The 24018-nt window shown below is 72.9% G+C and carries 27 protein-coding genes; 11 read left to right on the plus strand and 16 right to left on the minus strand.

Annotated features, from left to right (window positions below; genetic code table 11):
- The gene (locus tag N1F89_RS09475) at window positions 1–1722 is read right to left on the minus strand and encodes a SulP family inorganic anion transporter (RefSeq protein ID WP_290083681.1); all 1722 of its coding nucleotides are present in this window, start codon (window positions 1720–1722) and stop codon (window positions 1–3) included.
- Between the two features lie 201 nt (window positions 1723–1923).
- On the opposite strand from N1F89_RS09475, the gene N1F89_RS09480 reads away from it, so the two are divergent.
- A complete protein-coding gene (locus N1F89_RS09480; RefSeq protein WP_290083682.1) occupies window positions 1924–3657 on the plus strand; it encodes an alpha/beta hydrolase in 1734 nt (577 codons plus the stop codon).
- A 26-nt stretch (window positions 3658–3683) separates the two neighbouring features.
- Here N1F89_RS09480 and N1F89_RS09485 read toward each other — a convergent pair whose 3' ends face one another.
- The 3 genes from N1F89_RS09485 to N1F89_RS09495 all read right to left on the minus strand — a co-directional run bounded on the left by N1F89_RS09485 (window position 3684) and on the right by N1F89_RS09495 (window position 5580).
- Window positions 3684–4034: a VOC family protein gene (locus N1F89_RS09485; protein ID WP_290083683.1), complete on the minus strand. Its 351-nt coding sequence runs from the start codon at window positions 4032–4034 to the stop codon at window positions 3684–3686.
- Window positions 4035–4048: 14 nt separating this feature from the next.
- On the minus strand, window positions 4049–5077 hold the full coding sequence (locus tag N1F89_RS09490; protein ID WP_290083684.1) for a histone deacetylase family protein: 1029 nt from the start codon (window positions 5075–5077) through the stop codon (window positions 4049–4051).
- A 305-nt stretch (window positions 5078–5382) separates the two neighbouring features.
- Complete coding sequence (locus N1F89_RS09495) at window positions 5383–5580, minus strand: CsbD family protein (RefSeq protein WP_290083685.1); 198 nt, start codon at window positions 5578–5580, stop codon at window positions 5383–5385.
- A gap of 205 nt (window positions 5581–5785) precedes the next feature.
- On the opposite strand from N1F89_RS09495, the gene N1F89_RS09500 reads away from it, so the two are divergent.
- Window positions 5786–7162: a cytochrome P450 gene (locus tag N1F89_RS09500; RefSeq protein ID WP_290083686.1), complete on the plus strand. Its 1377-nt coding sequence runs from the start codon at window positions 5786–5788 to the stop codon at window positions 7160–7162.
- A 44-nt stretch (window positions 7163–7206) separates the two neighbouring features.
- On the opposite strand, the gene N1F89_RS09505 is transcribed toward N1F89_RS09500, so the two are convergent.
- The 7 genes from N1F89_RS09505 to rph all read right to left on the minus strand — a co-directional run bounded on the left by N1F89_RS09505 (window position 7207) and on the right by rph (window position 12453).
- A complete protein-coding gene (locus N1F89_RS09505; protein ID WP_290083687.1) occupies window positions 7207–8031 on the minus strand; it encodes a cyclase family protein in 825 nt (274 codons plus the stop codon).
- A gap of 85 nt (window positions 8032–8116) precedes the next feature.
- On the minus strand, window positions 8117–8494 hold the full coding sequence (locus tag N1F89_RS09510; protein WP_290083688.1) for a YraN family protein: 378 nt from the start codon (window positions 8492–8494) through the stop codon (window positions 8117–8119).
- Window positions 8484–9383: a 16S rRNA (cytidine(1402)-2'-O)-methyltransferase gene (gene rsmI / locus N1F89_RS09515; RefSeq protein ID WP_290083689.1), complete on the minus strand. Its 900-nt coding sequence runs from the start codon at window positions 9381–9383 to the stop codon at window positions 8484–8486. Before rsmI ends, N1F89_RS09510 begins: the two co-directional genes overlap by 11 nt.
- Window positions 9384–9507: 124 nt before the next feature.
- Window positions 9508–10671 carry a radical SAM family heme chaperone HemW gene (hemW, locus tag N1F89_RS09520; RefSeq protein WP_290083690.1) on the minus strand — a complete coding sequence of 388 codons (1164 nt, stop codon included), beginning with the start codon at window positions 10669–10671 and terminating at the stop codon, window positions 9508–9510.
- Entirely contained in the window at window positions 10668–11315 is a 648-nt protein-coding gene (rdgB, locus tag N1F89_RS09525) for an RdgB/HAM1 family non-canonical purine NTP pyrophosphatase (protein WP_290083691.1), read from the minus strand. Before rdgB ends, hemW begins: the two co-directional genes overlap by 4 nt.
- Window positions 11312–11725, minus strand: coding sequence for a VOC family protein (locus N1F89_RS09530; RefSeq protein ID WP_290083692.1), 414 nt, complete (start codon window positions 11723–11725; stop codon window positions 11312–11314). The genes rdgB and N1F89_RS09530 overlap by 4 nt, the downstream gene beginning before the upstream one ends.
- Window positions 11726–11736: 11 nt before the next feature.
- Window positions 11737–12453, minus strand: coding sequence for a ribonuclease PH (rph, locus tag N1F89_RS09535; RefSeq protein WP_290083693.1), 717 nt, complete (start codon window positions 12451–12453; stop codon window positions 11737–11739).
- A gap of 156 nt (window positions 12454–12609) precedes the next feature.
- Here rph and hrcA point away from each other — a divergent pair, with 156 nt between their 5' ends.
- From hrcA to N1F89_RS09550, 3 genes are all read left to right on the plus strand, one after another.
- Complete coding sequence (hrcA, locus tag N1F89_RS09540) at window positions 12610–13680, plus strand: heat-inducible transcriptional repressor HrcA (protein ID WP_290083694.1); 1071 nt, start codon at window positions 12610–12612, stop codon at window positions 13678–13680.
- A gap of 102 nt (window positions 13681–13782) precedes the next feature.
- The gene (gene grpE / locus N1F89_RS09545) at window positions 13783–14451 is read left to right on the plus strand and encodes a nucleotide exchange factor GrpE (RefSeq protein ID WP_290083695.1); all 669 of its coding nucleotides are present in this window, start codon (window positions 13783–13785) and stop codon (window positions 14449–14451) included.
- A 58-nt stretch (window positions 14452–14509) separates the two neighbouring features.
- A complete protein-coding gene (locus tag N1F89_RS09550) occupies window positions 14510–15142 on the plus strand; it encodes a trimeric intracellular cation channel family protein (RefSeq protein ID WP_290083696.1) in 633 nt (210 codons plus the stop codon).
- Window positions 15143–15289: 147 nt separating this feature from the next.
- Here N1F89_RS09550 and N1F89_RS09555 read toward each other — a convergent pair whose 3' ends face one another.
- Window positions 15290–16285: an adenosine kinase gene (locus tag N1F89_RS09555; RefSeq protein ID WP_290083697.1), complete on the minus strand. Its 996-nt coding sequence runs from the start codon at window positions 16283–16285 to the stop codon at window positions 15290–15292.
- A gap of 161 nt (window positions 16286–16446) precedes the next feature.
- Between N1F89_RS09555 and N1F89_RS09560 the strand changes: the two genes are divergently transcribed.
- Window positions 16447–17175 carry a sulfate transporter family protein gene (locus N1F89_RS09560; RefSeq protein WP_290083698.1) on the plus strand — a complete coding sequence of 243 codons (729 nt, stop codon included), beginning with the start codon at window positions 16447–16449 and terminating at the stop codon, window positions 17173–17175.
- 97 nt (window positions 17176–17272) lie between these two features.
- On the opposite strand, the gene nth is transcribed toward N1F89_RS09560, so the two are convergent.
- On the minus strand, window positions 17273–18088 hold the full coding sequence (nth, locus tag N1F89_RS09565; RefSeq protein WP_290083699.1) for an endonuclease III: 816 nt from the start codon (window positions 18086–18088) through the stop codon (window positions 17273–17275).
- Window positions 18089–18110: 22 nt separating this feature from the next.
- Here nth and N1F89_RS09570 point away from each other — a divergent pair, with 22 nt between their 5' ends.
- From N1F89_RS09570 to N1F89_RS09580, 3 genes are all read left to right on the plus strand, one after another.
- Complete coding sequence (locus N1F89_RS09570; protein WP_290083700.1) at window positions 18111–18596, plus strand: DUF2244 domain-containing protein; 486 nt, start codon at window positions 18111–18113, stop codon at window positions 18594–18596.
- A gap of 67 nt (window positions 18597–18663) precedes the next feature.
- Window positions 18664–19599, plus strand: a complete 936-nt coding sequence (locus N1F89_RS09575) for a bifunctional helix-turn-helix domain-containing protein/methylated-DNA--[protein]-cysteine S-methyltransferase (protein WP_290083701.1) — start codon at window positions 18664–18666, stop codon at window positions 19597–19599.
- 33 nt (window positions 19600–19632) lie between these two features.
- Window positions 19633–20538, plus strand: a complete 906-nt coding sequence (locus tag N1F89_RS09580; RefSeq protein WP_290083702.1) for a ribokinase — start codon at window positions 19633–19635, stop codon at window positions 20536–20538.
- A 9-nt stretch (window positions 20539–20547) separates the two neighbouring features.
- On the opposite strand, the gene N1F89_RS09585 is transcribed toward N1F89_RS09580, so the two are convergent.
- Window positions 20548–21492, minus strand: coding sequence for a nucleoside hydrolase (locus tag N1F89_RS09585; RefSeq protein WP_290083703.1), 945 nt, complete (start codon window positions 21490–21492; stop codon window positions 20548–20550).
- A 119-nt stretch (window positions 21493–21611) separates the two neighbouring features.
- Between N1F89_RS09585 and N1F89_RS09590 the strand changes: the two genes are divergently transcribed.
- Complete coding sequence (locus N1F89_RS09590; protein WP_290083704.1) at window positions 21612–22040, plus strand: Hsp20 family protein; 429 nt, start codon at window positions 21612–21614, stop codon at window positions 22038–22040.
- A gap of 73 nt (window positions 22041–22113) precedes the next feature.
- Window positions 22114–22371 (plus strand): DUF1150 family protein, encoded by a 258-nt coding sequence (locus N1F89_RS09595; RefSeq protein ID WP_290083705.1) that lies wholly within the window; start codon window positions 22114–22116, stop codon window positions 22369–22371.
- 203 nt (window positions 22372–22574) lie between these two features.
- Here the strand turns inward: N1F89_RS09595 and ptsN are convergent, their stop codons facing one another.
- Together ptsN and raiA are read right to left on the minus strand one after the other, a co-directional pair.
- The gene (ptsN, locus tag N1F89_RS09600; protein WP_290083706.1) at window positions 22575–23039 is read right to left on the minus strand and encodes a PTS IIA-like nitrogen regulatory protein PtsN; all 465 of its coding nucleotides are present in this window, start codon (window positions 23037–23039) and stop codon (window positions 22575–22577) included.
- A 79-nt stretch (window positions 23040–23118) separates the two neighbouring features.
- Window positions 23119–23694, minus strand: coding sequence for a ribosome-associated translation inhibitor RaiA (gene raiA / locus N1F89_RS09605; protein ID WP_290083707.1), 576 nt, complete (start codon window positions 23692–23694; stop codon window positions 23119–23121).
- Window positions 23695–24018 lie beyond the last annotated feature (324 nt).

Below are 24018 nucleotides of genomic sequence, written 5' to 3' on the forward strand. Positions count from 1 at the left end.
TCAGGCGGCGGCCGGCCGGTCCGCGCGCAGCGCCGCCAGCGCCGTCGCCACGTCGGGCGCGAACTGCACCTGCGGCGGGCGGGCGCCGTGGCTTTCCAGCATGTGGCGGATCTGCGGCGCCGCGCCGGCGACGACGAAGCGGATGCCGTGGCTTTCGGCGCGCGCCGCCGCTCCGGCGATGACGTTGGCGGCGGTGGAATCGAGCAGCGGCAGGTCGCCGCAGTCGAGCACGAAGCTGCGCCGCCGGTCGGCAATGCGGTCGAGCACCGAGCCGACGGTGGCGGCCGAGCCGAAGAAGAAGGCGCCGGAGATGCGGTAGACGACGATGTCGGGATCGCTGGCGCGGCCCGGATCGTAGGCCTCGCGGCCGGTCGCGGCGCTGCCGTCGGCGACGTCCTCGGCGACGCGCGGCACCACCGCTTCCACGCTGACGCTGCCGGCCATGCGGGCGATGAACAGCACCGCGCCGATCGCCGAACCGACGACGATGCCCTCCATCAGGTCGCGGAAGACGACCAGCGCGAAGGTGACGATGAGCACCAGCGCATCGCCGCGCGAGCTCCGGGCGAGCGCCCAGAAGGCATGCTTCTCGACCATGTTCCAGGCGACGTAGACGAGCACGCCGGCGAGCGCGGCGAGCGGGATGTAGGCGGCCAGCGGCGCGGCGACCAGCATGAAGGCGAGCAGGAACAGCGCGTGCAGAATGCCGGCCACCGGGCCGTGCGCGCCGGCGCGCACATTGGTGGCGGTGCGCGCGATGGTGCCGGTCACGCAGATGCCGCCGAACAGCGCCGAGCCGATATTGGCCGCGCCCTGCGCGACGAGCTCGCAGTTGGAGCGGTGGCGCCGTCCGGTCATGCCGTCGGCGACGACGGCCGACAGCAGCGATTCGATCGCTCCCAGCAGCGCGAAGGCCGCCGCGTCGGGCAGGACGGCGAGCACCAGGGCGAGGTCGAACTCGGGCAGCGCCGGCGCCGGCAGCGCGCGCGGGATGCCGCCGAAGCGCGAGCCGATGGTCTCCACCGGCAGGCCGAGAAGCGCGGTGACGAGCGCCGCCGCGGCGACCGCGATCAGCAGCCCTGGCCAGGCCGGGCGCCAGCGCTTGAACCCCGCGATGACGGCGACGGTGAGCACGCCGAGCGCCAGCGCCGCCGGCGTCACCGTGCCGGCGGCGGCCGCCAGCGCGGCGAGCTTCGGCGCCAGCGCCGCCGGCTCGTCGCCGCCGAGCGTCAGGCCGAAGAACGGCCGCACCTGGCTCGCCAGGATGATGACGGCGATGCCCGCGGTGAAGCCGACGGTCACCGGGTAGGGGATGTACTTCACATAGGTGCCGAGCCGCAGGAAGCCGGCCGCCATCAGGAACAGGCCGGAGATCGCGGTCGCCAACAGCAGGCCCTCGATGCCGTGCCTGGCGACGGTCGCGGCGACCAGCACGATGAAGGCGCCGGCCGGGCCGCCGATCTGGAAGCGGCTGCCGCCGAGGGCGGAGACCAGCGCGCCGCCGACGATGGCGGTGTAGAGGCCGTGCTCCGGCGGCACGCCCGACGCGATGGCGATCGCCATCGACAGCGGCAGCGCGACGATGGCGACCGTCAGTCCGGCGAGCGCGTCGGCGCGCAGCGCGCCCGCGCCGTAGCCCTCGCGCAGCACGGTGACGAGCTTGGGCGTGTAGAGCTCCCGGAAGTTCGGCCCGGGTGCCGGCTGGCCGATCGCATCGGGCATGGCGGCGTCTCCCTGCTCGGGCCGCGCCGGTGGTCGCCGCCGCCCGCCCCGCTGCATAGCCGCTGCGCCGGCCGCGACCAAGGCCGGGCGATTGGTCCAGCGGCCGGGCGCGGTCGGCGCCGTCGTCTTGTGGCTGTCGTCGGCCATGCGGTAAGCTGGCCGCCGGGGGAAACGGACGGCCGCGGAAAGAGGAGCGGACAGGTGCTGCGCAGAGTGTTCACCCCGGTCGCCGGCCTGGCCCGCATCGTCGTCGCGGCGCTGGCCCTCGGCCTGGCGGCCGGCCCGGCCGCCGCCTTCGATCCCTTCCTCGACCTTGCCGTCGGCGAGGCGGTGGAGGTCGGCGACACCGACCGCGCCGTGCGCCTGCTCGAAGACGCCATAGCGGCGGCCGACGACCCCCGCGTCGTCGAGGATCTGCTGCGCCGGCTGGCCGAGCTGCACGCGGCGGCCGGCGACGCGGCGGCGGCCGCCGCCGCCTGGCAGCGGCTTGCCGGCGCGCTCGCCGCGGCGGCGGGAGACGACGCGCCGGAGCGCGTGCCGGCGCTCGACCGCGCCGCGGCGCACTATCGGGCCGCCGGCATGGCCGATGCCGCGGTCGACGCGCTCGACGAGGCGCTGCGCGTGCTCGCGGTGGCCGGCCTCGCCGAGGCGCAGGGCGCCCCCTTCGTCGCCCGCCTCGAGGCGCTGGCGGAAGACCGCGCGGCGGCGGCCGCCGCGCTCGCCCGCCACGAAGAGCGGCTGGCCGAGACCGTGCGCATGTTCGCCGTCGATCCCGAGCAGGGCTATGCGACGGTCCGCATCTACTACGCGACCGACCGCCAGCGCTCCGGCAGCACGCTGCCCAACGAGTTCTACGGCGGCGAGCGCGGCATGCTGGAGATGGGCACCGCCGAGGTCTCGATCCCGCCGCGTCACCTGCCCGGCAAGATCGAGAAGCCGACCATCTGGACCTTCGACTTCCGCGAGGACCCCGAGCGCCACGTCGTGCTGCAGAGCGTGACGCCCGATGCCGACGCGGCGGTGTTCGCCGCCATGCGCGCCCAGGTCGCCGAGACCGGCAACACCGAGGCCTTCGTCTTCGTGCACGGCTTCAACGTGCCGTTCCACGAGGCGGCCAAGCGCACCGCGCAGATGGCCTACGACATGAATTTCGACGGCCTGCCGATCCTGTTCTCCTGGCCCTCGCGCGGCTCGATCCTGTCCTACATCGCCGACACGGCGGTGGTGAACCTGAGCGGCCGGCGCCTCACCGTCTTCCTCGAGGAGGTGGTGGCGCGCTCCGGCGCCGAGCGCATCCACCTGATCGCCCACTCGATGGGCAACCGCGCGCTGACCGACGCGCTCGAGCTCTACGCGCTGCGCCACGCCGGCGAGCCGCCCGCCTTCGACCAGGTGCTGTTCACCGCGCCCGACCTCGACGCCGGCCTGTTCGCGGCGATGGTCGAGACGATGCGGCCGACGGCCCGCCGCATCACGCTCTACGCCTCGAACCGCGACTGGGCGCTCGCCGTGTCGCGCCGGCTGCACGGCGATTCGCCGCGTGCCGGCCAGGGCGGCGACGGCATCCTGCACCTGGCCGAGGTCGATTCCATCGACATGACCAGCATCGGCGAGGACATGCTGGCGCACAGCTACTACGCCAACAACCCCTCGGCGCTGACCGACATCCTGTCGCTGTTCTGGCGCGACGCGCCGCCCGACGACCGCTGCGGCATGACGCGGGCGCGCGGCGCCAACGGCAGCTACTGGCAGTACACGCCGGAGATGTGCGACAGCGACGCGCTGCTGTCAACGCTGTCCTACCTGCGGCGCGGCGAGGTGGCGACGTTCAACGAGGCGCGGCTGTTCATGAACCGCTTCATCATCCCCTCGACCATCGATCCGGGCGAGCGCTCGCGGCTGGAAGAGGCGCTGGTGCGGCTGTTCGGCGACTGAGGCCGGCGCCCGGCCGCCCCGGGTGGTCAGCGGTGCGACAGCACGTTGATCAGCCGGCCGGCCGGATCGCGCAGGAAGAAGCGGCGCACGCCCCACGGCTCGTCGGCCGGGCCGTAGACGATCGCGTGCCCGGCCGCCACGGCGCGCGCATGCAGCGCGTCGACGTCCTCGACCTCGATGGACAGATCGGGCACCGGCGTGCCGTTGCCGCCCTCGCTGGCGAAGCCGAGCTGCGCGCGGTGCGTGCCGCTGCCGGCGAGCGTCAGGATCCAGCCGTGATCCATCACCGTCTCCAGCGCAAACAGGTCGCGGTAGAAGGCGGCGAGCGCGGCCGGCTCGCCGGCCGGCAGATTGGCGACGATGCGTTTGACGGTCATGACGGTCTCCTCGGTTACTCCTCGAAGCCGGCCAGCACGCCGACCGCGTTGACGCCGATCGCCTCCACCGCATAGCCGCCCTCCATGACGAACACGGTGGGCAGGCCGAGACGGGCGAGGCGGCGGCCGATGCGCGGGAAATGTGCGCTGTCGAGCCGGAAGCGGCTGATCGGGTCGCCGGCGAAGGTGTCGACGCCGAGCGAGACGACGAGCGCGTCGGGCCGGTGCCGCGCCACCTCGTCGCAGGCGGCGTCCAGGGCGTCGGCCCAGGCCTCCCAGCCGGTGCCGGCCGGCAGCGGCAGGTTGCGGGTGAAGCCGGCGCCGGCCCCCGTCCCGGTCTCGTCGGCATGGCCGAGAAAGAAGGGGAACTCGGTCTTCGGATCGCCGTGGATGCTGACGAAGACGACGTCGTCGCGGGCGTAGAAGATGTCCTGCGTGCCGTTGCCGTGGTGGTAGTCGATGTCGAGCACGGCGACGCGCGCCGCGCCGCGCTCGCGCAGCCGCTCGGCGGCCAGCGCGGCGTTGTTGATGTAGCAGTAGCCGCCCATGAAGCGGGCGCCGGCGTGGTGGCCGGGCGGCCGGCCGAGCGCGAAGGCGGCGGGCGCGCCGTCCGCCACCAGATCGGCCGCCGTCAGCGCCACGTCGTGCGCGGCGCGGATCGCCGTCCACGTGCCGGCGACGAAGCTCGCCCCGCCGTCGAAGGAATGGAAGCCGAGCCGCGCGTCGATGCGCTCGGGCTCGACGTCGCGCCGCAGGCCCGGCACCGGCCAGGCGAACGGCATCGCCGGCCCGTGGCGCCCCTCGGCCCGCCACAGCGCCCAGACCTGCGGCAGGAAGGCGAGATAGGCCGCGTCGTGCAGCTTGTGCGCGGTGGCGAGCGTCTGCGCGGCCGGCGGCACGACCGGCCCGAGGTCGACCTCGTCGATGCGCGCGCGGATGATCTCGGCGCGCTCGGGTTTCTCGAAGCCCGGCACGATGGCCCCGGCGACCAGCTCGCCATGCCCCGAATGGCCGCGATGGGCCTCGCTGTAGACGGTCTTCACGCCTGGCTGCCTCCGCTTGCGCCGGCCGCCGCCGGCTGCGCCCTTCCCAGAGCCGTGCCGCACGACAGCGGATCGCGGCCCGGGCTTCAACCCCGGTCTTCAACCCCCGGCCTTCAACCCCCGGCCTTCAACCCAACGTCTCGTCGCGCTTGTGGACGGCGGCCGGTGTCCGCCTCGCCTTGGACCGCTATAGCGCAAGCTGCCGCCGCGTGGCACCGTCCGCGGTCGCAAGTCTGCGGCGGCACCAAAGAAAAGGGCCCCGCGGTTCGTCCGCGGAGCCCCGATCCTGCCGGCTGGCCGCCGGGTCACATGCGCGACAGCCAGTCGTCGATCTCCCGGTCGGCCTCGTCCTGCGCCTTGCCGTAGCGCTCCTGGATGCGGCCGGCCAGCTCGCGCCGGTCGCCCTTCACCACGTCGAGATCGTCATTGGTGAGCTTGCCCCACTGCTGCTGGGCGCGGCCCTTGAATTGCTCCCAGTTGCCTTCGATCTGGTTCCAGTTCATCGTCGTCCTCGCATCGTTCGGTTTGTCCGGTCTTGCTGGCGTCATCGCCCGCGCGGCGGGCGAGCCGCCGTCGCCGCAACAACGCCGGCACGCCGCGGCCGGTTCCGCCGCGGCCGCGGCAACCCGCGGCAGGCCGCGGCAGGATGTCCGGCGGTTTGAACGGCCGCGCGCGCAGACCTAGATTCGGCGCAATGCGAGGAGCTTCATGGACACCACGCCCGCCCCCTTCGTGCCGCCGGCGCCCGAGCCGCGCACCAAGCCGCCGACGACGCTGCAGATGATCCGCATCGTCTACCGCAATCCGCTCGAACTGTGGGGCGAGCCGTCGTTCAACGAGCCGGTGATCCACATCAAGACCGGCATCGGCGGGCCGCTGGCGATCGTCAACGACCCGGCGCTGATCCGCCGCGTGCTGGTCGACAACGCGCAGAACTACAAGATGGCGCGGGTGCGCCAGAAGATCCTGCGGCCGATCCTGCGCGACGGGCTGCTGACGGCGGAAGGCCAGGTCTGGAAGCGCTCGCGCAAGGCGATGGCGCCGGTCTTCACGCCGCGCCACATCGCCGGCTTTGCCGGGCCGATGCTCGCACGCGCCGAGGCCTTCGCCCGCCGCTACGAGATCGCGACGGAGCCGGTCGACGTCGCCCGCGACATGACGGTGCTGACCTACGAGATCCTCGCCGAGACGCTGTTTTCCGGCGAGGTGGCGGGCGAGGCCGACGGCTTCGCCAAACAGGTCGACCGGCTGTTCGAGACGATGGGCCGCGTCGATCCGCTCGACCTGCTCGGCGCGCCCGACTGGCTGCCGCGCATCACCCGGCTGCTCGGCCGCAACTCGATGGCCTTCTTCCGCGGCATCGTCGCCGACACGATGGCGCAGCGCCGCGCGCGGCTCGAGCGCGAGGCCGACGCCGCGCCCGAGGACTTCCTCACCCTGCTGCTCAGGGCCGAGGGGCCGGACGGCCTCAGCCGGGCCGAGATCGAGGACAACATCATCACCTTCATCGGCGCCGGGCACGAGACCACCGCCCGCGCGCTCGGCTGGACGCTCTACTGCCTGGCCGAGGCGCCGTGGGAGCGCGAGCCGATCGAGGCGGAGATCGACGCGGTGCTCGCGCGCGAGCCCGACCCGGTGAAGTGGCTCGACGCGATGCCGCTGACGCGCGCCGCCTTCGAGGAGGCGATGCGGCTTTATCCGCCGGCGCCGTCGATCAACCGCGAGGCGATCGCCGACGACCGCCTCGGCGACCTCGCCATCGCCCGCGGCACCCAGGTGCTGGTCATGCCGTGGACGGTGCACCGCCACAACGCGCTGTGGCAGAAGCCGCGCGCCTTCATGCCCGAGCGCTTCCACCCGCAGAACCGCGAGCGGCTCGACCGCTTCCAGTACCTGCCCTTCGGCGCCGGGCCGCGCGTGTGCATCGGCGCGACCTTCGCCATGCAGGAGGCGGTGATCGCGCTCGCCGTGCTTCTGTCGCGCTACCGCTTCGACACGCTGCCGCAGACCCGGCCGTGGCCGGTGCAGAAGCTGACGACGCAGCCCGAGGGCGGCCTGCCCATGCGGGTGACCCCGCGGCGCTGACGGCGCGCGCCGCCGGTGCCGTGCGGCGGCCGGCCGTTGCGTTCCTACACCAGCGCCATGACGCGCGTCGGTCCGCCGGTGCCGCCGCGCACCTTCGGCGCGCCGACGACGAGCGTGGCGCCGGTCGCCGGCAGTCGGTCGAGGCCGGCGACGCATTCCAGCCCCCAGCGGCCCGACGGCAGCCAGGCGTAGTGCACCGCAAAGTCGGGCGACGGCCCGTGGTCGAGCGACAGCGTGTCGACGGCGATGCCGCGCACGTCGGCCTCCTCCATCAGCATCTGCGCGGCCTCCAGGTGGAAGCCGGGGAAATGCATCGTCTGGCCGTCCTCGCCGACATTGCGGAAGCGCGCGCCGTCGACATGCGCGTCCCAGCCCGAAAGCATCGCCACGCAGGCCCCTTCGGGGATGTCGCCATTGGCTGAGATCCATGCCGCGAGATCGTCCGGCGTCACCTGCGCGTCGGCGTTCTCGGCCGCCCGGTCGCGGATGTCGACGATCGCGAGCGGGCAGATCAGCGCGCCGACCGGCAGCTCGGCGACCGAGGCGCCGTCGGCCGAGAAGTGCAGCGGCGCATCAATATGCGTCCCGGTGTGCTCGTTGATGCGCCACTCCTTCAGGTTGAAATTGTGCTCGGCGAAGGTGAACTTGTCCTCGACGAAGAGCTGCTGCTCGCCGAAAAAGGTGGGAAAGGCCTCGTGCAGCGTGTGCGTCAGGTCCTCCGCGCGGCGCGGCAGCGCCTGCTGGGCGAACAGCGGTGCCGGGGCGGCGACGGTGGCGGCGGCCGCGCCCGCCAGCGCGGCGCCGCGGAACACGTCGCGCCGGCTGAGCATGCGCGCCTTGACGCTTTCGGTGACGCAATGATGGCACATGATGTCTCTCCCGCTGTGCAGGGTTGTGCCGCATCGCGGTCAGGATGGCCCACGCCGCCCTGCGACGCAAGGCCGCAGGGTCGGCTCAGCCGCGGCCGTCGAACAGGCGCGGCACGTGCACCGGCCAGCGCCGCGGCAGGATGGCGACGAGGTCGAAGCGCAGCGACAGCCGCGCCCGGTCGGGCCGGCGCGCCAGCCACAGGTCGGCCGCCGCCTCGATGCGCCGCTGCGCGGCCGGCGTCACCGCGTCCATCGCCGCCGCGAGGCTCGGCCGCGCCTTCACCTCGACGATCAGCACCAGGTCGCCGCGCCGGGCGATCAGGTCGATCTCGCCGAGCCGCGTGCGGTGGCGCATGGCCAGGATGCGGTAGCCCTTGACCAGCAGCGCCAGCGCGGCGCGCCATTCGCCGCTGCGGCCGCGGCGCAGCGCCCGGCGCCGCCGCGCGCGGCCGCTATCGGCCATCGCCGGCGTCCTTGAGCGCGAGCAGCCGGCGGTAGAGCTCGCCCTTGGGCCGGCCGGTGCGCCGTGCCGCTTCGGCGGCCGCGCGCGCCGCCGGCATGTCGACGATCAGCGCGCGCAGCAGCGCCTCGACGTCGGCCTCGTCCGGGGCCGCCTCCTCGCCGGGCGGCGCCACGCACACCACCACCTCGCCCTTCGGCGGACCGGCCTCGGCATAGCCGGCGGCGAGCGCGCCGAGGGTGTCGCGGCGCACCTCCTCGAAGGCCTTGGTGAGCTCGCGGGCGACGGCGGCCGGCCGGTCGCCCAGCGTCTCGTGCATGGCGGCGAGCGTGGCGGCGAGCCGGCGCGGCGATTCGAAGAAGACCAGCGTGCCCGGCACCGCGGCGAGCGCGGCCAGCCGGCTGCGCCGCTGCCCCGCCTTGCTCGGCAGGAAGCCGGCAAAGAAGAAGGAATCGCTCGGCAGGCCGGACACCGCCAGCGCCGCCAGCACGGCCGAGGCGCCCGGCACCGGCACCACCTTGATGCCGCGCGCCAGCGCCTCGCCGACCAGCCGGTAGCCGGGATCGGAGACGAGCGGCGTGCCGGCGTCGGAGGCGAGCGCGACGGAGCGGCCCTCGCCGAGCGCGGCGAGCAGCGGCGGCCCGGCGCGCGCGGCGTTGTGCTCGTGATAGGCGGTCAGCCGGCGGCGGATGCCGTAGCGCTCGGCCAGCACCCGCGTCACCCGGGTGTCCTCGCAGGCGACGATGTCGGCGCCGGCCAGCGTCTCCAGCGCGCGCAGCGTCACGTCGCCGAGATTGCCGATCGGCGTGGCCACCAGATAGAGCGCCGGCTCGAGCGGCCGCGCCGCGACCACCGTGCCGCCGACCACAAAGCTGCCGCCTGTCTCCGCCACCGCGCGTCCCCCTGCCGCCATGCGCCGTGCCGGCGGCCTTCGCCCATTCCTGTCGCATGCCGCGCTCGGCCTTGCCAAGGTCGCGGCGCGGCGCCTCGCGGCGCAGGCGGAATCCGCAAGCGCCCTAGCGCGCCAGGTCGGCGACCACTGCGTCGAGCACGATCATGCCGGCCGGCGTAGCGCGCAGCCGGCGGTTGCCGAGGCGGGCGACGAGGCCGGCATCCTCGAGCTGGGCGACGCGCTCGGCCGCCAGCGGCCGGCCGGCGAGCGCGGCATGGCGCTCCAGGTCGATGCCCTCGACCAGCCGCAGCCCCATCAGCAGGAACTCGTCGGCCTCCTGGCCGCGCGTCAGCCGTTCGCCGTCGACGACCCCGTGACCGCGCGCCTCGACCAGGTTGAGCCAGGTCTCCGGCATGCGCTCGGCGACGGTGACGACGCGCCGGCCCTCGGCCACGAAGCGGCCGTGCGCGCCGGGCCCGGCGCCGACATACTCGCCGTAGCGCCAGTAGACCAGGTTGTGGCGGCTTTCCGCGCCGGGCCGCGCGTGGTTGGAGATCTCGTAGGCGGGCAGGCCGTGCGCCGCCGTCACCGCCTGCGTCGTCTCGTAGAGCGCGGCCGCCGCGTCGCCGTCCGGCACGGCGAGCCGGCCGGCCGCGTGCAGCGCGTGGAACGGCGTGCCTTCCTCGATGGTGAGCTGGTAGAGCGACAGGTGGTCGGCGGCATGGCCGATCGCCGTTTCCAGCTCCGCCGCCCAGGCCTCGGGCGTCTGGCCGGGCCGCGCATAGATCAGGTCGAAGGACAGCCGCGGAAAGGTCTCGCGCGCCAGCCGCACCGCGCTGAGCGCCTCGGCCGTGTCGTGCAGCCGGCCGAGCGTCTTCAGCGCCCGGTCGTCGAGCGCCTGCACGCCGAGCGAGACGCGGTTGACGCCGGCCGCGCGGTAGCCGCGGAAGCGTTCCGCCTCGACCGAGGTGGGGTTGGCCTCGAGCGTGATCTCGGCGTCGCCGGGCAGGTGCCAGTGGCGCGCCACCGCATCGAGCAGCGCCGCCACCGTCGCCGGCGCCATCAGCGACGGCGTGCCGCCGCCGAGAAACACGCTGGTCACCGTGCGCGGCCCGCTGCGCTGGCGCATCGCGGCGAGCTCGCGCGCGAAGGCGGCGGCGAAGCGCGGCTGGTCGACCGCGGCGTGGCGGACATGGCTGTTGAAGTCGCAATAGGGGCATTTGGCCGCGCAGAACGGCCAGTGCAGATAGACGCCGAAGCCCGGCGCCGTGTCGGCGGCCTGGTTCACCCGACGCCGAGCCGCTGCCGGGCGAAGCGCTCGAAGGCGCGCGCCCGGTGCGACAGCGCCGGCCCGCCGCCCGGCTGCCAGCCGTGCTTTTCCCGCGCCGTCATCTCGCCGAAGGTGACGGCGTGGCCGTCCGGCTGGAACACCGGGTCGTAGCCGAAGCCGTCGGTGCCGCGCGGCGGCCACACCAGGCGGCCTTCCACCTCGCCGCGATAGTACTCGGTCTCGCCGTCGGGAAAGCACAGGCACAGCACGGCGACGAAGCGGCCGGTGCGCGTTTGTGGCGTGTCGGCGCCGCGCGCGGCGAGCAGCTTCTCCGTCTTCTCCATGGCCATCATGAAGTCGCGGCTGCCGTCTTCCCTGGTCGCCCAGTCGGCGGTGTAGACGCCCGGCGCCCCGTCCAGCGCGTCGACGCACAGGCCCGAATCGTCCGACAGCGCCGGCAGGCCGGTCGCCTCGGCGGCGGCCAGCGCCTTGATGCGGGCGTTCTCCTCGAACGTCGTGCCGGTTTCGGCCGGCTCGGGCAGGCCGAGCTCGGCGGCGGAGCGCACCGTGTAGCCGAAGGGCGCGAGCAGGTCGGCGAACTCGCGCAGCTTGCCCGCATTGTGGCTGGCCAGCACGAAGGTCTTGTCGGCGATCGCTCTCAATCCAGCCCCCAGATGCGCGGCTCGGCGAACTCCAGCGAGTTGCCGAAGGGATCGCGGAAATAGATCGACCGCCCGCCCTTCGGCCATTCGAACTCGGCCTCGATGGCGATGCCGTGCGCCTCGAGATGCGCCTTCCAGCGCACGATCTCGTCCGCCGTGGCGGCGAAGCACAGATGGCCCGGGCCGCGCGCGCCGTGCGGCGGCACCGGCAGCCGGGCGTCCGGCGCCGGCGGCTCGGACGTGGCATCGGGATCGAACAGCAGCACGACGCTCGCCCCGCAGCGGAAGAAGACGTGCCGGCCCTCGACGCGCTGCAGCCGCTCGAGCCCGAGCACCGCGCCGTAGAAGCGCTCGGCCTCGTCGAGGTCGGACACGTAGAGCGCGGATTCCAGGACGGCAGAGGGTCGCATCGGCGGCTTCCTCAGGCGATGGCCATCTTCTGCAGCTCGACCAGCCGGCCGATGCCCTTGCGGGCGAGCCCGACCATGGCGAGGAACTCCTCCTCCGAGAACGGCCGCGTCTCGGCCGTGCCCTGGATCTCGACGATGCCGCCGGAGCCGGTCATGACGAAATTGGCGTCGGTCTCGGCCGAGGAGTCCTCGGCGTAGTCGAGGTCGAGCACCGGCGTGCCGTCGACCAGCCCGCACGAGACCGCCGCGACGTGGTCGCGCAGCACCTTGTCGAGGCCGACCATCTGGCGCGCCTGCATCCAGGCGAGGCAGTCGTAGAGCGCCACGAAGCCGCCGGTGATCGCCGCCGTGCGCGTGCCGCCGTCGGCCTGCAGCACGTCGCAGTCGACGGTGATCTGCATCTCGCCGAGCGCGCGCAGGTCGACGACGGCGCGCAGCGAGCGGCCGATCAGCCGCTGGATCTCGAGCGTGCGGCCGCCCTGCTTGCCGGACGAGGCCTCGCGGCGCATCCGCTCGCCGGTCGAGCGCGGCAGCATGCCGTATTCGGCCGTCACCCAGCCGCGGCCGGAGTTGCGCAGCCAGGCCGGCACCTTCTCCTCCAGGCTCGCCGTGCACAGCACCTGGGTGTCGCCGAAGCGCACCAGGCAGGAGCCCTCGGCGTGCTTCGACACGCCGCGCTCGAAGGAAATCGCGCGCATCTCGTCCGGATCGCGCCGTGAGGGTCGCATGCGGCCTTGGCCTCCGTCTCGAATCCCGTTTGCCGGCGGCTTGTAGCTTCGGCGCGCCCGCGACGCAAAGCATTTCCGGCCCGCCGCGCGCGCCGCCGGCGTTGTGTTCGCCGCCGTGCCGCCTATATTCTTGCCCCCAGGAGACGTGCCAGGGCCATGACCAAACCCGTGCTCGACCAGACGCTGCAGAGCCTCGACGCGCGATCGCGCGACATCTTCCGCCTGATCGTCGAATCCTACCTCAACGACGGCGAGCCGCTCGGCTCGCGCAACCTGTCGCGGCTGTTGCCGAGCGCGCTGTCGCCGGCCACCGTGCGCAACGTGATGAGCGACCTCGAGCAGCTCGGGCTGATCTATGCGCCGCACGTGTCGGCCGGCCGGCTGCCCACCCAGCAGGGTCTGCGCTTCTTCGTCGACGCCTTCATGGAGATCGGCGACCTGTCGGACGAGGAGCGGCGGGTCATCGAGGCGCAGGTCAAGGCGGCCGGCGCCGGCCCCTCGCTCGAGCATCTTCTGACCGAGGCGAGCCAGATGCTGTCCGGCCTGTCGCGCGGCGCCGGCATCGTCGTGGCGACCAAGACGGAGGCGGCGCTCAAGCACATCGAGTTCATCCCGCTCGAGCCGCGCAAGGCGCTGGCCGTGCTGGTGTCGCAGAACGGCGACGTGGAGAACCGCGTCGTCGAACTGCCCTCCGGCGTCACCTCCTCGCAGCTGCACGAGGCGACCAACTTCCTCAACGCCCACATCCGCGGCCGCACGCTGGTCGAGGCGCGCGTCGAGATCGCGCGCCTCAAGGAGGAGACGCGCGCCGCCCTCGACACGCTGTCGCAGGCGCTGGTCGAGACCGGGCTGGCCGTGTGGGCCGGGCCGGAGAGCGGCCAGCCGGCGCAGCTCATCGTGCGCGGCCGTGCCAACCTTCTGGAGAACGTCAAGGCGCAGACCGATCTCGAGCTGCTGCGCCACCTGTTCGACGATCTGGAGACCAAGGAAGGCCTGATCCAGCTTCTCGACGTTGCCGAGGCGGGGCCGGGCGTGCGCATCTTCATCGGCTCGGAGAACCGGCTGTTCTCGCTGTCGGGATCGTCGCTCGTGGTTGCCCCGTACCGTGACAAGGAGGCGCGCGTGATCGGTGCGCTCGGCGTCATCGGCCCGACGCGGCTCAACTATGCGCGCATCGTGCCGATGGTCGACTACACCGCCCAGGTGGTCGGCCAGATGCTGCGCTGAGCGGCCGCGCGGCCGGGCGGTTCCCGCGGCCGCCCTTGATTTTCCCGGCCCGAAGCTCGATATCGGGCGCAATTCCCTGATCTGTCGACAAACGGACACGCAATGACCAACCAGGCAAAGCACGACCGCGCGCCGCAGCGGGACGAGACCGAGAACGAGGCGAACGCCGCGGCCGGCGATCCGGCTGCCGGCACCCAGGCCGGTGCGGCGGAGACCGGCGCCGACGAGGCGGCGCGGCTGACGGCGGAGAACGAGGAGCTGAAGGACCGCGCCCTGCGGCTCGCCGCCGAGATGGAGAACCTGCGCAAGCGCGCCGCCCGCGACGTACACGACGCGCGCGCCTATGCCATCGCCGCCTTCGCCCGCGACATGCTGTCGGTGTCCGACAATCTGCGCCGCGCGCTCGAGGCGGTGCCGCAGGACGCGGCCGAGAACGGCGACAGCCTCAAGGCGCTGGTCGAGGGCGTCGAGATGACCGAGCGCGCCATGCTGTCGGCGCTCGAGCGCCACGGCGTCAAGCGCATCGAGCCGGAGGGCGAGCGCTTCGATCCCAACTTCCACCAGGCGATGTTCGAGGTGCCGAATCCCGACGTGCCGGCCAACACGGTCGTGCAGGTCGTGCAGACCGGCTACCTGATCGGCGAGCGGGTGCTGCGGCCGGCCATGGTCGGCGTCGCCAAGGGCGGCCCGAAGCCGGGCGAGACGCCGGCCGGCGGCGAGGCGACGGCCGAGCCCGGCCCGCCCGATCCGCGCGCCGAAAAGGACGCCTGAGCCGGCGCCGCGCCATGCGCCCCGCGCGCGCGGGAACCGCCGTTCGGGCCGGCGGCAGGTGAGCGCGCTGTTCCTGCTCGACTATGCCGGCGTGGCGGTGTTCGCCGCCACCGGCGCGCTGGCCGCCTCGCGCAAGCAGCTCGACATCATCGGCTTCCTGTTCTTTGCCGGCGTCACCGGTATCGGCGGCGGCACGCTGCGCGACCTGGTGCTCGACGCGCCGGTCTTCTGGGTCGCCGATCCGGGCTATCTCGTCGTCTGCGCCGCCGTGGCGGCGGTCGTCTTCTTCGCCGCGCCGCTGGTCGAATCGCGCTACCGGCTGCTTCTGTGGTTCGATGCGCTCGGCCTGTCGGCCTACGGCGTGCTGGGCGCGGCCAAGGGGCTGGCGCTGACCGGCTCGGCCACCGTGGCGCTGGTCACCGGCATGCTGACGGCGACCTTCGGCGGCGTGCTGCGCGACCTGCTGGCCGGCGAGCCCTCGGTGCTGCTGCGGCCGGAGATCTACGTCACCGCGGCGCTGACCGGCGCCGGCGTCTACACCGCGGCGACGCTCGCCGGCCTGCCGGTTGCCGCGGCCGCGCCGCTCGCCTTTGCCGCCGCGCTTGCCGTGCGCGGCGGGGCGCTGGTCTTCGGCTGGCGCATCCCGCGCTACCGGGCCCGGCCCGGCCGGCCGCCCGACGCCTCCGGTTGAAACGTTTCCAGGCGGTGTGGAAACCGGTTCGCCGTTCGCAACGCGTCAAGGCGACAAGCTGGAGCCGATCTGCGATTCGGTGAAAAGCGGAGCGGCTTGGCGCGTTCTTCCTGGCACGGCGGGACCCGGAGCGCCGCGCCCGCGGCGTCAGATCAGTCCGGCCTGCTCGGCCTCTTCGCGCAGGTTCTTGTGCGGCCGCGGGCCGATCTGCTGGATCACCAGGCCGGCGGCGAGCGAGCCGAGCCGGCCGCAGTCGGCGAGCGGCCGGCCGCTCGTGTAGCCGAACAGGAAGCCGGCGGCGTAGAGGTCGCCGGCGCCGGTCGTGTCGACCAGCTCGTCGATCGCGATCGCCCTGACGGCGATCGTCTGCTCGCGCGCCACCACGATCGAGCCGTGCTCGGAGCGCGTGACGGCGGCCAGCCGGCAGTCCGCGCGCACCGCGTCGAGCGCGCTGTCGAGCGACGCCGTCTGGTAGAGCGACATCAGCTCGTGCTCGTTGGCGAACACGATGTCGACCGTGCCCGAGCGCATCAGCCCGAGGAACTCCTCGCGGTAGCGGTCGACGCAGAACGGGTCGGACAGCGTCATCGCCACCTCGCGTCCGGCGGCGTGGGCGATCTCCGCCGTCTGCCGGATCGCCTCCTTGGCGCGCGGCGGGTCCCACAGATAGCCCTCGAAATAGGTCACCTTGGCGCCGGCCGCCTTGTCCGCCTCGACGTCCTCCGGCCCGAGCTCGACGCAGGCGCCGAGATAGGTGTTCATCGAGCGCTCGCCGTCCGGCGTGACGAAGATCATCGAGCGCGCCGTCGGCGGGTCGCCGGCCAGCGGCGCGGTGTCGAAGGCCACGCCCTGGGCGCGGATGTCGTGCGTGTAGATGTCGCCCAGCGTGTCGGACGAGACCTTGCCGAAGAAGGCGGCGCGCCCGCCGAAGCTGGCCACCCCGGCCGCCGTGTTGCCGGCGCTGCCGCCGGAGGCCTCGATGGCCGGGCCCATGCGCGCATAGAGCAGCTCGGCCCGCTCGCTGTCGATCAGGTTCATGCCGCCCTTGACGATGCCGTTGTCGCGCAGGAACGCCTCGTCGCAGCGGGCGAGGATGTCGACGATGGCGTTGCCGATGCACAGGACGTCGTAGGCGGCACTCATGGGCGGCTCCGGGAAACGGTTCGGGCGGGTCCCGTCCCTTAGCCGCTCAGCCCCGCTTTGCAAAGGCTGCCGCCGCCGCCGCCCGTCCGCCCGCCTTGCGGCGGCGCCGGCCAGCCCCTATCTCGCGGAGGCCCGCCGGGTGGGCGGGGCAAGGAGCACGCATGATCCTCGACTCGGCCCGCGCCGCCGCCTCAAACCTGGTCTCGCCGGCCTTCCGCACGGTGTTCTTCAAGACGCTGGGCCTCACGCTGCTGATGCTGGCGGGGCTGTGGTTCGGCCTGCGCGAGCTGTTCGACGCGCTGGCGCTGCCCTGGCTGCAGGCGCTGCTGCCGGACCTGCCGGACTGGGCCGGCTGGCTCGGCTTCATCGCCGCCGTGCTGGCCGGGCTCGGGCTGGCGCTCGCCCTGGCGCTGCTCGTCGCGCCGGTCACCGCGCTGGTTGCCGGCCTGTTTCTCGACGATGTCGCCGAGCACGTCGAGCGCGCCGACTATCCCGGCGAGCCGGCCGGCCGGGCGCTGCCGGCGATGACCGCGCTGTGGCTGTCGCTCAAGTTCCTCGGCGTCGTCGTCCTCGGCAACATCGTGGCGCTGCTGCTCCTGCTGGTGCCGGGCATCAACGTCGCCGCCTTCTTCCTGGTCAACGGCTACCTGCTCGGCCGCGAGTTCTTCGAGTTCGCCGCCATGCGTTTCCGCCCGCCCGAGGAGGCCAGGGCGCTGCGCCGCACGCATGCGCTGACGGTCTTCGTCGCCGGGCTGGTGATCGCCGGCTTCCTCGCCGTGCCGCTCTTGAACCTGCTGACGCCGCTGTTCGCCGCCGCCATGATGGTGCACCTGCACAAGGCGATCGCGCGCCAGGACGGGCCGGCGGCGGCCGCCGCGTCGCGGGCGTAGAGCCGTTCTGCTTTTTACCGAACCGCAGATCGGCTCCAACGTGTGGTCTTGACGCGGTTCCGGATCGCGACCCGGTTTCCGCGTCGCCTGGAACTGCCTAGCCCGGCACCGGCTCGTCGCCGGCGAGCGGCGCGATCTCGACGAGCGGCGCCGGCACGTCGGTCGTCTTTTCCGGCGCCTTGCAGAGGTCGGCGATGACGCAGGCCGGGCAGTCGGGCCGGCGCGCCTTGCACACATAGCGACCGTGCAGGATCAGCCAGTGATGGGCGTGCCGCAGATAGGGCTCCGGGATGACCGCGAGCAGCGCCGCCTCCACCGCGTCCGGCGTCTTGCCCGGCGCCAGGCCGATGCGGTTGGCGATGCGGAAGATGTGCGTGTCGACCGCCATGGTCGGCTGCCCGAAGGCGACGTTGAGCACCACGTTGGCGGTCTTGCGGCCGACGCCCGGCAGCCGGGTGAGCGCCTCGCGCTCGGCCGGCACCTGCCCGCCATGCTCGCGGATCAGCGCCTCGCTGAGCGCGATCACGTTCTTCGCCTTGTTGCGCCACAGGCCGATGGTGCGGATGTGGCGGCCGACCGCCTCCTCGCCGAGCGCCACCATCTTTTCCGGCGTGTCGGCGGCGGCGAACAGCCCACGCGTCGCCTTGTTGACGCCGGCATCGGTCGCCTGCGCGGAAAGCACGACGGCGACCAGCAGGGTGAAGGGATCGACATGCTCGAGCTCGCCCTTCGGCTCCGGACGCTGCACGCCAAAGCGGCGGAAGATCTCCGCGATCTCGGCCGCGCTGTAGGCGGTGGCGGCCGGCCGCCGCGGCCTGGGGCGCGCCTTGGCGTTCGATCCGTCGCGCGTGGCGGGCCGCTTTGCGGCGGTTTTCCGGCTCTTCGGCGCGGCTTTGCTCTTGGGCTTTTCCATGCGGCCTCTATAATTTGAGCCGATGAGCAACACAAACGCCGCCGACGAACCGATCTTCAAGGCCCTGCTGATGCCGCACCGCTCGCTCGGCCGCGGCGGCTTCGTCGTCCTCATGGCGGCGGTGGCGACGCTGTGGCTGGGCACCGGGCTCTTCTTCCTCGTCGCCGGCGCTTGGCCGGTGCTCGGCTTCTTCGGCATCGACCTGCTGGCGCTCTACGTCGCCTTCCGGCTCAACTATCGCGCCGGCCGCCAGCGCGAGGAGGTGGCGCTGTCGCGCACCCGGCTCGACATCCGCAAGGTGGCCCCCTGCGGCCGCGCCGAGGAGCACCGCTTCAACCCGTTCGGCACGCGCTTTTCGGTGAGCCGCCATGCCGAGATCGGCATCACGCGCATGGCCGTCGAGGCGCGCGAGCGCAGCGTCTCGCTCGGCGGCTTTCTCAACCCGGACGACCGCGAGAGCTTCGCCGACGCGTTCGGCGCGGCGCTGGCCACTGCCAAGGGGCGTTGAGCACGGCGAGAATCGGGTGGCGGCGGCCGCGGCCGCGCGCCATTGTGCGTGCAAGGAGACCAGAGCCATGACCCTGCACGATGCCCTTTTGACCGAGGCGGTCGCCGGCGCCGTCGAGACGACGCCCGGCGACGACGACTACCGCGTGGTGCGCGGCGTGATCGAGGCGATCAGCCTCGGCTACCGCGAGCAGCCCTCGCTCGAGGCGCTGGCCGAGGCCGTCGGCGAGACGCCGGGCGGGCTGCAGAAGCGCTTCACCCGCTGGGCCGGTCTGACGCCCAAGGCGTTCCTGCAGGCCGTCACCCTCGACCATGCGCGGCGCCTGCTCGACGACGGCCTGCCGCTGCTCGACGCCGCGCTCGAGGTCGGCCTGTCGGGGCCCGGCCGGCTGCACGACCTGTTCGTCACCCACGAGGCGATGTCGCCCGGCGCCTACAAGGCGCGCGGCGCCGGCCTGACGATCCGCTACGGCTTCCACCTGTCGCCGTTCGGCCGGGCCCTGGTCATGGTCACCGAGCGCGGCCTGGCCGGCCTCGCCTTCGCCGATCCCGGCGGTGAGCGCGCCGCCTTCGCCGACATGGCCGGGCGCTGGCCGCAGGCCGCCTATGTCGAGGACATGGCGGCGACCGCGCCCTATGCCGGGCGCATCTTCGACCCGGCGCGCTGGCGCGCCGAGCAGCCGCTGCGCATCGTCATGATCGGCACCGATTTCCAGGTGCGGGTGTGGCGCGCGCTGCTGCGCATACCGCTGGGCCGGGCGCGCAGCTATTCCGACATCGCCGCCGGCATCGGCGCGCCGGGGGCCGCGCGCGCCGTCGGCGCGGCGGTCGGCGCCAACCCGCTGTCCTTCGTCGTGCCGTGCCACCGCGCGCTCGGCAAGGCCGGCGCGCTGACCGGCTATCACTGGGGCCTGACGCGCAAGCGCGCCATTCTCGGCTGGGAGGCGGGGCAGATGGCGCGCGCGGAGCGATCCGCCGTTTCTCCCGTGCGCGAAACCGGCTAGCCTCTGCCCGCTCCACACGCGGCGAGGCGCATCGTGATCACCGTCATCGGCTCCATCAATCTCGACCTCACCGCCACGGTGGCGCGGCTGCCGCGGCCGGGCGAGACGGTGCCGGGCGAGGGCTTCGCCACCGCGCCGGGCGGCAAGGGCGCCAACCAAGCGCTCGCCGCGCGCCGTGCCGGCGCCGAGGTGCGCATGGTCGGCGCGGTCGGCCGCGACGGCTTCGCCGAGGCCGCGCTGGCGCTGCTCGCCGCCGACGGCGTCGACCTTGCCGCCGTGCGCCGGACCCGCGCGCCGACCGGCACGGCGATGATCCTGGTCGACGGCGCCGGCGAGAACATGATCGCCGTGGTGCCCGGCGCCAACGCCGCGCTGACGCCGGGCGACGTCGCCGCCGCCGGCATCGGCGCGAGCGACCACGTGCTTCTGCAGCAGGAGGTGCCGCACCGCGTCGTCGAGGCCGCCCTGTGGCAGGCGCGCGCGGCCGGCGCGGTGTCGCTGCTCAACGCCGCGCCGTTCCACGACGGCTGGGCCGACCTGCTGCCGCTGGCCGACATGCTGGTCGTCAACGAGAGCGAGTTCGCGCGCGCCGCGGCCGCGCTCGGCCTGCCGGATGGCGGGCTGGAGCCGCGCATGCGGGCGCTCGCGGCGAAGACCGGCGGCACGGTGGTCGTCACGCTCGGCGCGGCCGGCGCCGCGGCGGCGACGGCCGACAGGATGCTGAGCGTGGCCGCGCCCGCCGTCACGCCGGTCGACACCGTCGGCGCGGGTGACACTTTCTGCGGCTATCTGGCCGCCGGCCTCGCCGACGGGCTGCGCCTGGAGGCGGCCTTGCGCCGCGCCGCGGCGGCTGGCGCGCTCGCCTGCCTCAGGGCCGGCGCCCAGCCGGCGATCCCGCTCGCCGCGGCGGTCGACGAGGTCCGTGCCGCGGCCGGCTGAGCCGCGCCGTCACAGCCGGGCGAGCCGCTCCGTCAGCAGCGCGAAGAAGCCCTCGTGGTCGATGCGCCGCATCACCATGGCGTTCGGCGGACGGTCGGTGACGCGCCACCAGTCGACCACCGTCATGCCCATGGTCAGCTCCGAGCCGGTCTCCACCGCCACGTTGCAGTGGCGGCCCGAGAACAGGCGCGGATTGAGCAGATAGGCGATGACGCACGGGTCGTGCAGCGGGCCGCCGTCGGTGCCGTACTTCTCCTCGTCGAAGCGCTCGAAGAACTCCAGCAGGGCGGCGGTCGCCGCGCCGACCGGCGTGCCGAGATCGCGGATGGCGGCGACGCGCGCGGCGGTGGTGAGTGCCTGATGCGTGACGTCGAGCGGCATCATCACCGTGGGGATGCCGGCGCGCAGCACGACGTCGGCGGCGTGCGGGTCGACATAGATGTTGAACTCGGCCGCCGGCGTGGTGTTGCCGCCCTCGAAGAAGCCGCCGCCCATCAGCACCAGCTCGCCGATGCGCGGCGCGATCCGCGGCTCGCGGATCAGCGCCAGCGCGATGTTGGTGAGCGGGCCGAGCGCGCACAGCGTCACGCTGCCCGGCGCCTCGCGCATCAGCGTGTCGACCAGGAAGTCGACGGCGTGGCCCTCGGCCAGCGGCATGCTCGGCTCCGGCAGGTCGGGACCGTCGAGCCCGCTCTTGCCGTGCACGTATTCGGCGGTCACCAGGTCGCGCACGAGGGGCCGCTCGGCGCCGGCGTGGACGATCGTGTCCGGCCGCCCGGCGAGCTCGCAGATCTTGCGCGCGTTGAGCTGGGTGAGCGCCAGCGGCACGTTGCCGGCCACCGCGGTGATGCCCAGCACGGCGAGCTCCGGGCTGGCCAGCGCCAGCAGGATGGCGACCGCGTCATCCTGGCCCGGATCCGTGTCGATGATGATCTTGCGTGCGGTCTCGGCCATCCGCCGGCGCCCTCGTCGAAAGCTTGAATTCGTGCTGCGCGCGGACCATATCAGCCTCGGGTGCGAAAACGCCATCCCGGGTTCTCGCATCCTCACGTCGCTCTTCGAGGACATGAGACATGACGCGCATGACGCCCTTCTCGAACCCGCTTCTGCTGGGGTTCGACACGATGGAAAAGACGCTCGAGCGGGTCGCCAAGTCGGGCGACAGCTATCCGCCCTACAACATCGAGCGCGTCGCCCCCAACGGCGAGGCCGGCGAGAAGCTGCGCATCACGCTTGCGGTGGCGGGATTTGCCGACTCCGAGCTCGAGGTCTCCACCGAGGAGAACCAGCTCGTCGTGCGCGGCCGCCAGAGCGAGGACGACGGCGACCGCGAGTTCCTGCACCGCGGCATCGCCGCGCGCCAGTTCCAGCGCATCTTCGTGCTGGCCGACGGCATGCGCGTGCTCGGCGCGGAGCTCAGGAACGGGCTCCTGTCGATCGAGCTCGACCGGCCCCAGCCCGAGCGGCTTGTACGGAAAATCAACATTTCCGTGGCCGACTGAACGGCCGGACTGCGGAACCCAACGGCTCTATTGCGGGTTGGTCGACTGGACGGCCCGCGCAACGGAGGCTGACATGACTGAGAACGAGACCAGAATCACCGTGAGCCCCGACGAGCTCGCCCATATCGGCGAAGGTGTCGTGGCCTATATGCGCGAGATCGAGGCCGAAGAGCTGATGGGCAAGTTCCCCAACCTGCCCCGCATCGAGCCCGGCACCAAGCTGTGGGCGCTGTTCGCCGCCAACGGTCAGCCGATCATGCTCGCCGACGCCCGTTCGAGCGCCCTCGCCGGTGCGATGGAGAACGACCTGACGACGGTCAGCGTGCACTGAGCGACACCCCGCTGCTGCGGGCGTTACCGCGGCAAGACGACGGATTTTTTGGCAGGGCCGGCGCAGTGCGCCGGCCTTCGTGCGTTCCGGGGACCCGGCCCGCCGGACCCGTCCTTTTTTTACGGCGGCGCAGATCGGCCCGAACGGATGGTTTCATCGCCTTTGCGGACGGCCAACCGGTCTCCGCGTTGCCTGGAAGCGCTTTAGGCGGCGTTCGAGGCCGGCGTCTGCGACAGGAAGGCGTGGATCGCGGCGGCGTCCTTGGTGCCGCGGATCTTGTCCACCGTGTCGGCGTTGCGCAGCACGCGGGCGATGCGCGACAGCGCCTTGAGGTGATCGGCCCCGGCCCCCTCGGGCGCCAGGAGCAGGAACACCAGGTCGACCGGCAGGTCGTCGAGCGCGTCGAAGTCGACCGGCGTCTCGAGGCGCGCGAAGACGCCGCGGATCTCGGTGATGCCCGGCAGCTTGCCGTGCGGGATGGCGATGCCGTTGCCCACGCCGGTCGAGCCGAGCCGCTCGCGCTGCAGGATGGTGTCGAAGATCTCGCGCTCCGGCAGGCCGGTCAGCGCCGCCGCCTTTTCCGCCAGAAGCTGCAGCAGCTGCTTCTTGGAGTTGGCCTTGAGGGCCGGCATCACGGCGGAGACCTCGATCAGATCGCTCAGATCCATTCTCTCAATCCTTCGCTTGGGCCGCGGCCCCTTGCGGGGCGGGCCGTCTCGCGGCCGGCGGCGCTGGGCGCGGCATGGCTCAGGCCCGCTCGCTCCCGGCCGGGTCGATCCAGCCGATGTTGCCGTCCGCCCGGCGGTAGACGACGTTGACGGCGTCGGTGCCGGCGTTGCGGAAGACGAAGACGGGGCTGTCCTTGGTGTCAAGCTCGATGACGGCGGAGGCGACGGACATGGTGCGCAGCGCCATGGTGGATTCGGCCACCACGGTGGGCGCGTAGTCCTCCGGCACCTCCTCGTCCTCTTCGGCGACCGGCGCCATGACGCGGTAGAGCATGTCCATCGGGTCGGGCGCGGCCGCCGCGTTGTGCGACTTCAGCCGCCGCTTGTAGCGCCGGAGCCGCTTGTCCAGCCGCTCGGCCGCCGCCTCGAAGGCGAGCTGCGGATCCTGCGCCTGGCCGGTGGCCTGCAGCGTCATGCCGGTGTCGAGATGCAGCATGCAGTCGGCGGTGAAGCGCGAGTTCGCCTTCTCGACCGTGACGTGGCCGGAGTAGCCGCCGTCGAAATACTTTTCCACAGCCTCGCCGATGCGACCCTCGATGCGGCCGCGGAAGGCGTCGCCGATGTCCATGTGCTTGCCGGAAATGCGCAGATTCATGGAAATCCCGCTCGTTCGGCCCCGCCGGGGCACTCGTCTCGAAGTTTATACAGGTGGTCCGATCGCACAAGTTCGCCTGGCGCGGCGCGCGCCAGGCACGGGACTGCTGATCTCGTCTGCTGTCGTGCCGCCTGAGGCCGACCGCCGGCATGCCTCGTCCGGCCATGGCTCATGCGCGCGGGCTTCTAGTGGCTTCGCCGGGGCTTGTCAATCAAGCCGCCCGGCGGCCCACGGCAGTGAACTCGGGTTAACGGTGTTTCGAACTTGCTTGGGTTCTGATTCGGTTGGTGGCGGTGATTCGGAGACCGCTGCCATGCTTGAGAT

It is taken from the genome of Aquibium sp. A9E412 (genome assembly GCF_030398335.1).
GTDB lineage: Bacteria > Pseudomonadota > Alphaproteobacteria > Rhizobiales > Rhizobiaceae > A9E412.

Excerpts from the sequence above, each read along its gene's own strand:
- N1F89_RS09560 (WP_290083698.1), top strand. The coding sequence starts at position 16,447 with ATGATCCTCGACTCGGCCCGCGCCGCCGCCTCAAACCTGGTCTCGCCG.
- N1F89_RS09585 (WP_290083703.1), bottom strand. The coding sequence starts at position 21,492 with ATGGCCGAGACCGCACGCAAGATCATCATCGACACGGATCCGGGCCAG.
- grpE (WP_290083695.1), top strand. The coding sequence starts at position 13,783 with ATGACCAACCAGGCAAAGCACGACCGCGCGCCGCAGCGGGACGAGACC.
- N1F89_RS09530 (WP_290083692.1), bottom strand. The coding sequence starts at position 11,725 with ATGCGACCCTCTGCCGTCCTGGAATCCGCGCTCTACGTGTCCGACCTC.
- N1F89_RS09510 (WP_290083688.1), bottom strand. The coding sequence starts at position 8,494 with ATGGCCGATAGCGGCCGCGCGCGGCGGCGCCGGGCGCTGCGCCGCGGC.
- hrcA (WP_290083694.1), top strand. The coding sequence starts at position 12,610 with ATGACCAAACCCGTGCTCGACCAGACGCTGCAGAGCCTCGACGCGCGA.
- N1F89_RS09570 (WP_290083700.1), top strand. The coding sequence starts at position 18,111 with ATGAGCAACACAAACGCCGCCGACGAACCGATCTTCAAGGCCCTGCTG.
- N1F89_RS09590 (WP_290083704.1), top strand. The coding sequence starts at position 21,612 with ATGACGCGCATGACGCCCTTCTCGAACCCGCTTCTGCTGGGGTTCGAC.
- raiA (WP_290083707.1), bottom strand. The coding sequence starts at position 23,694 with ATGAATCTGCGCATTTCCGGCAAGCACATGGACATCGGCGACGCCTTC.
- nth (WP_290083699.1), bottom strand. The coding sequence starts at position 18,088 with ATGGAAAAGCCCAAGAGCAAAGCCGCGCCGAAGAGCCGGAAAACCGCC.
- N1F89_RS09485 (WP_290083683.1), bottom strand. The coding sequence starts at position 4,034 with ATGACCGTCAAACGCATCGTCGCCAATCTGCCGGCCGGCGAGCCGGCC.
- N1F89_RS09495 (WP_290083685.1), bottom strand. The coding sequence starts at position 5,580 with ATGAACTGGAACCAGATCGAAGGCAACTGGGAGCAATTCAAGGGCCGC.
- N1F89_RS09595 (WP_290083705.1), top strand. The coding sequence starts at position 22,114 with ATGACTGAGAACGAGACCAGAATCACCGTGAGCCCCGACGAGCTCGCC.
- ptsN (WP_290083706.1), bottom strand. The coding sequence starts at position 23,039 with ATGGATCTGAGCGATCTGATCGAGGTCTCCGCCGTGATGCCGGCCCTC.
- N1F89_RS09475 (WP_290083681.1), bottom strand. The coding sequence starts at position 1,722 with ATGCCCGATGCGATCGGCCAGCCGGCACCCGGGCCGAACTTCCGGGAG.
- N1F89_RS09505 (WP_290083687.1), bottom strand. The coding sequence starts at position 8,031 with ATGTGCCATCATTGCGTCACCGAAAGCGTCAAGGCGCGCATGCTCAGC.
- rph (WP_290083693.1), bottom strand. The coding sequence starts at position 12,453 with ATGCGACCCTCACGGCGCGATCCGGACGAGATGCGCGCGATTTCCTTC.
- N1F89_RS09500 (WP_290083686.1), top strand. The coding sequence starts at position 5,786 with ATGGACACCACGCCCGCCCCCTTCGTGCCGCCGGCGCCCGAGCCGCGC.
- N1F89_RS09575 (WP_290083701.1), top strand. The coding sequence starts at position 18,664 with ATGACCCTGCACGATGCCCTTTTGACCGAGGCGGTCGCCGGCGCCGTC.
- N1F89_RS09555 (WP_290083697.1), bottom strand. The coding sequence starts at position 16,285 with ATGAGTGCCGCCTACGACGTCCTGTGCATCGGCAACGCCATCGTCGAC.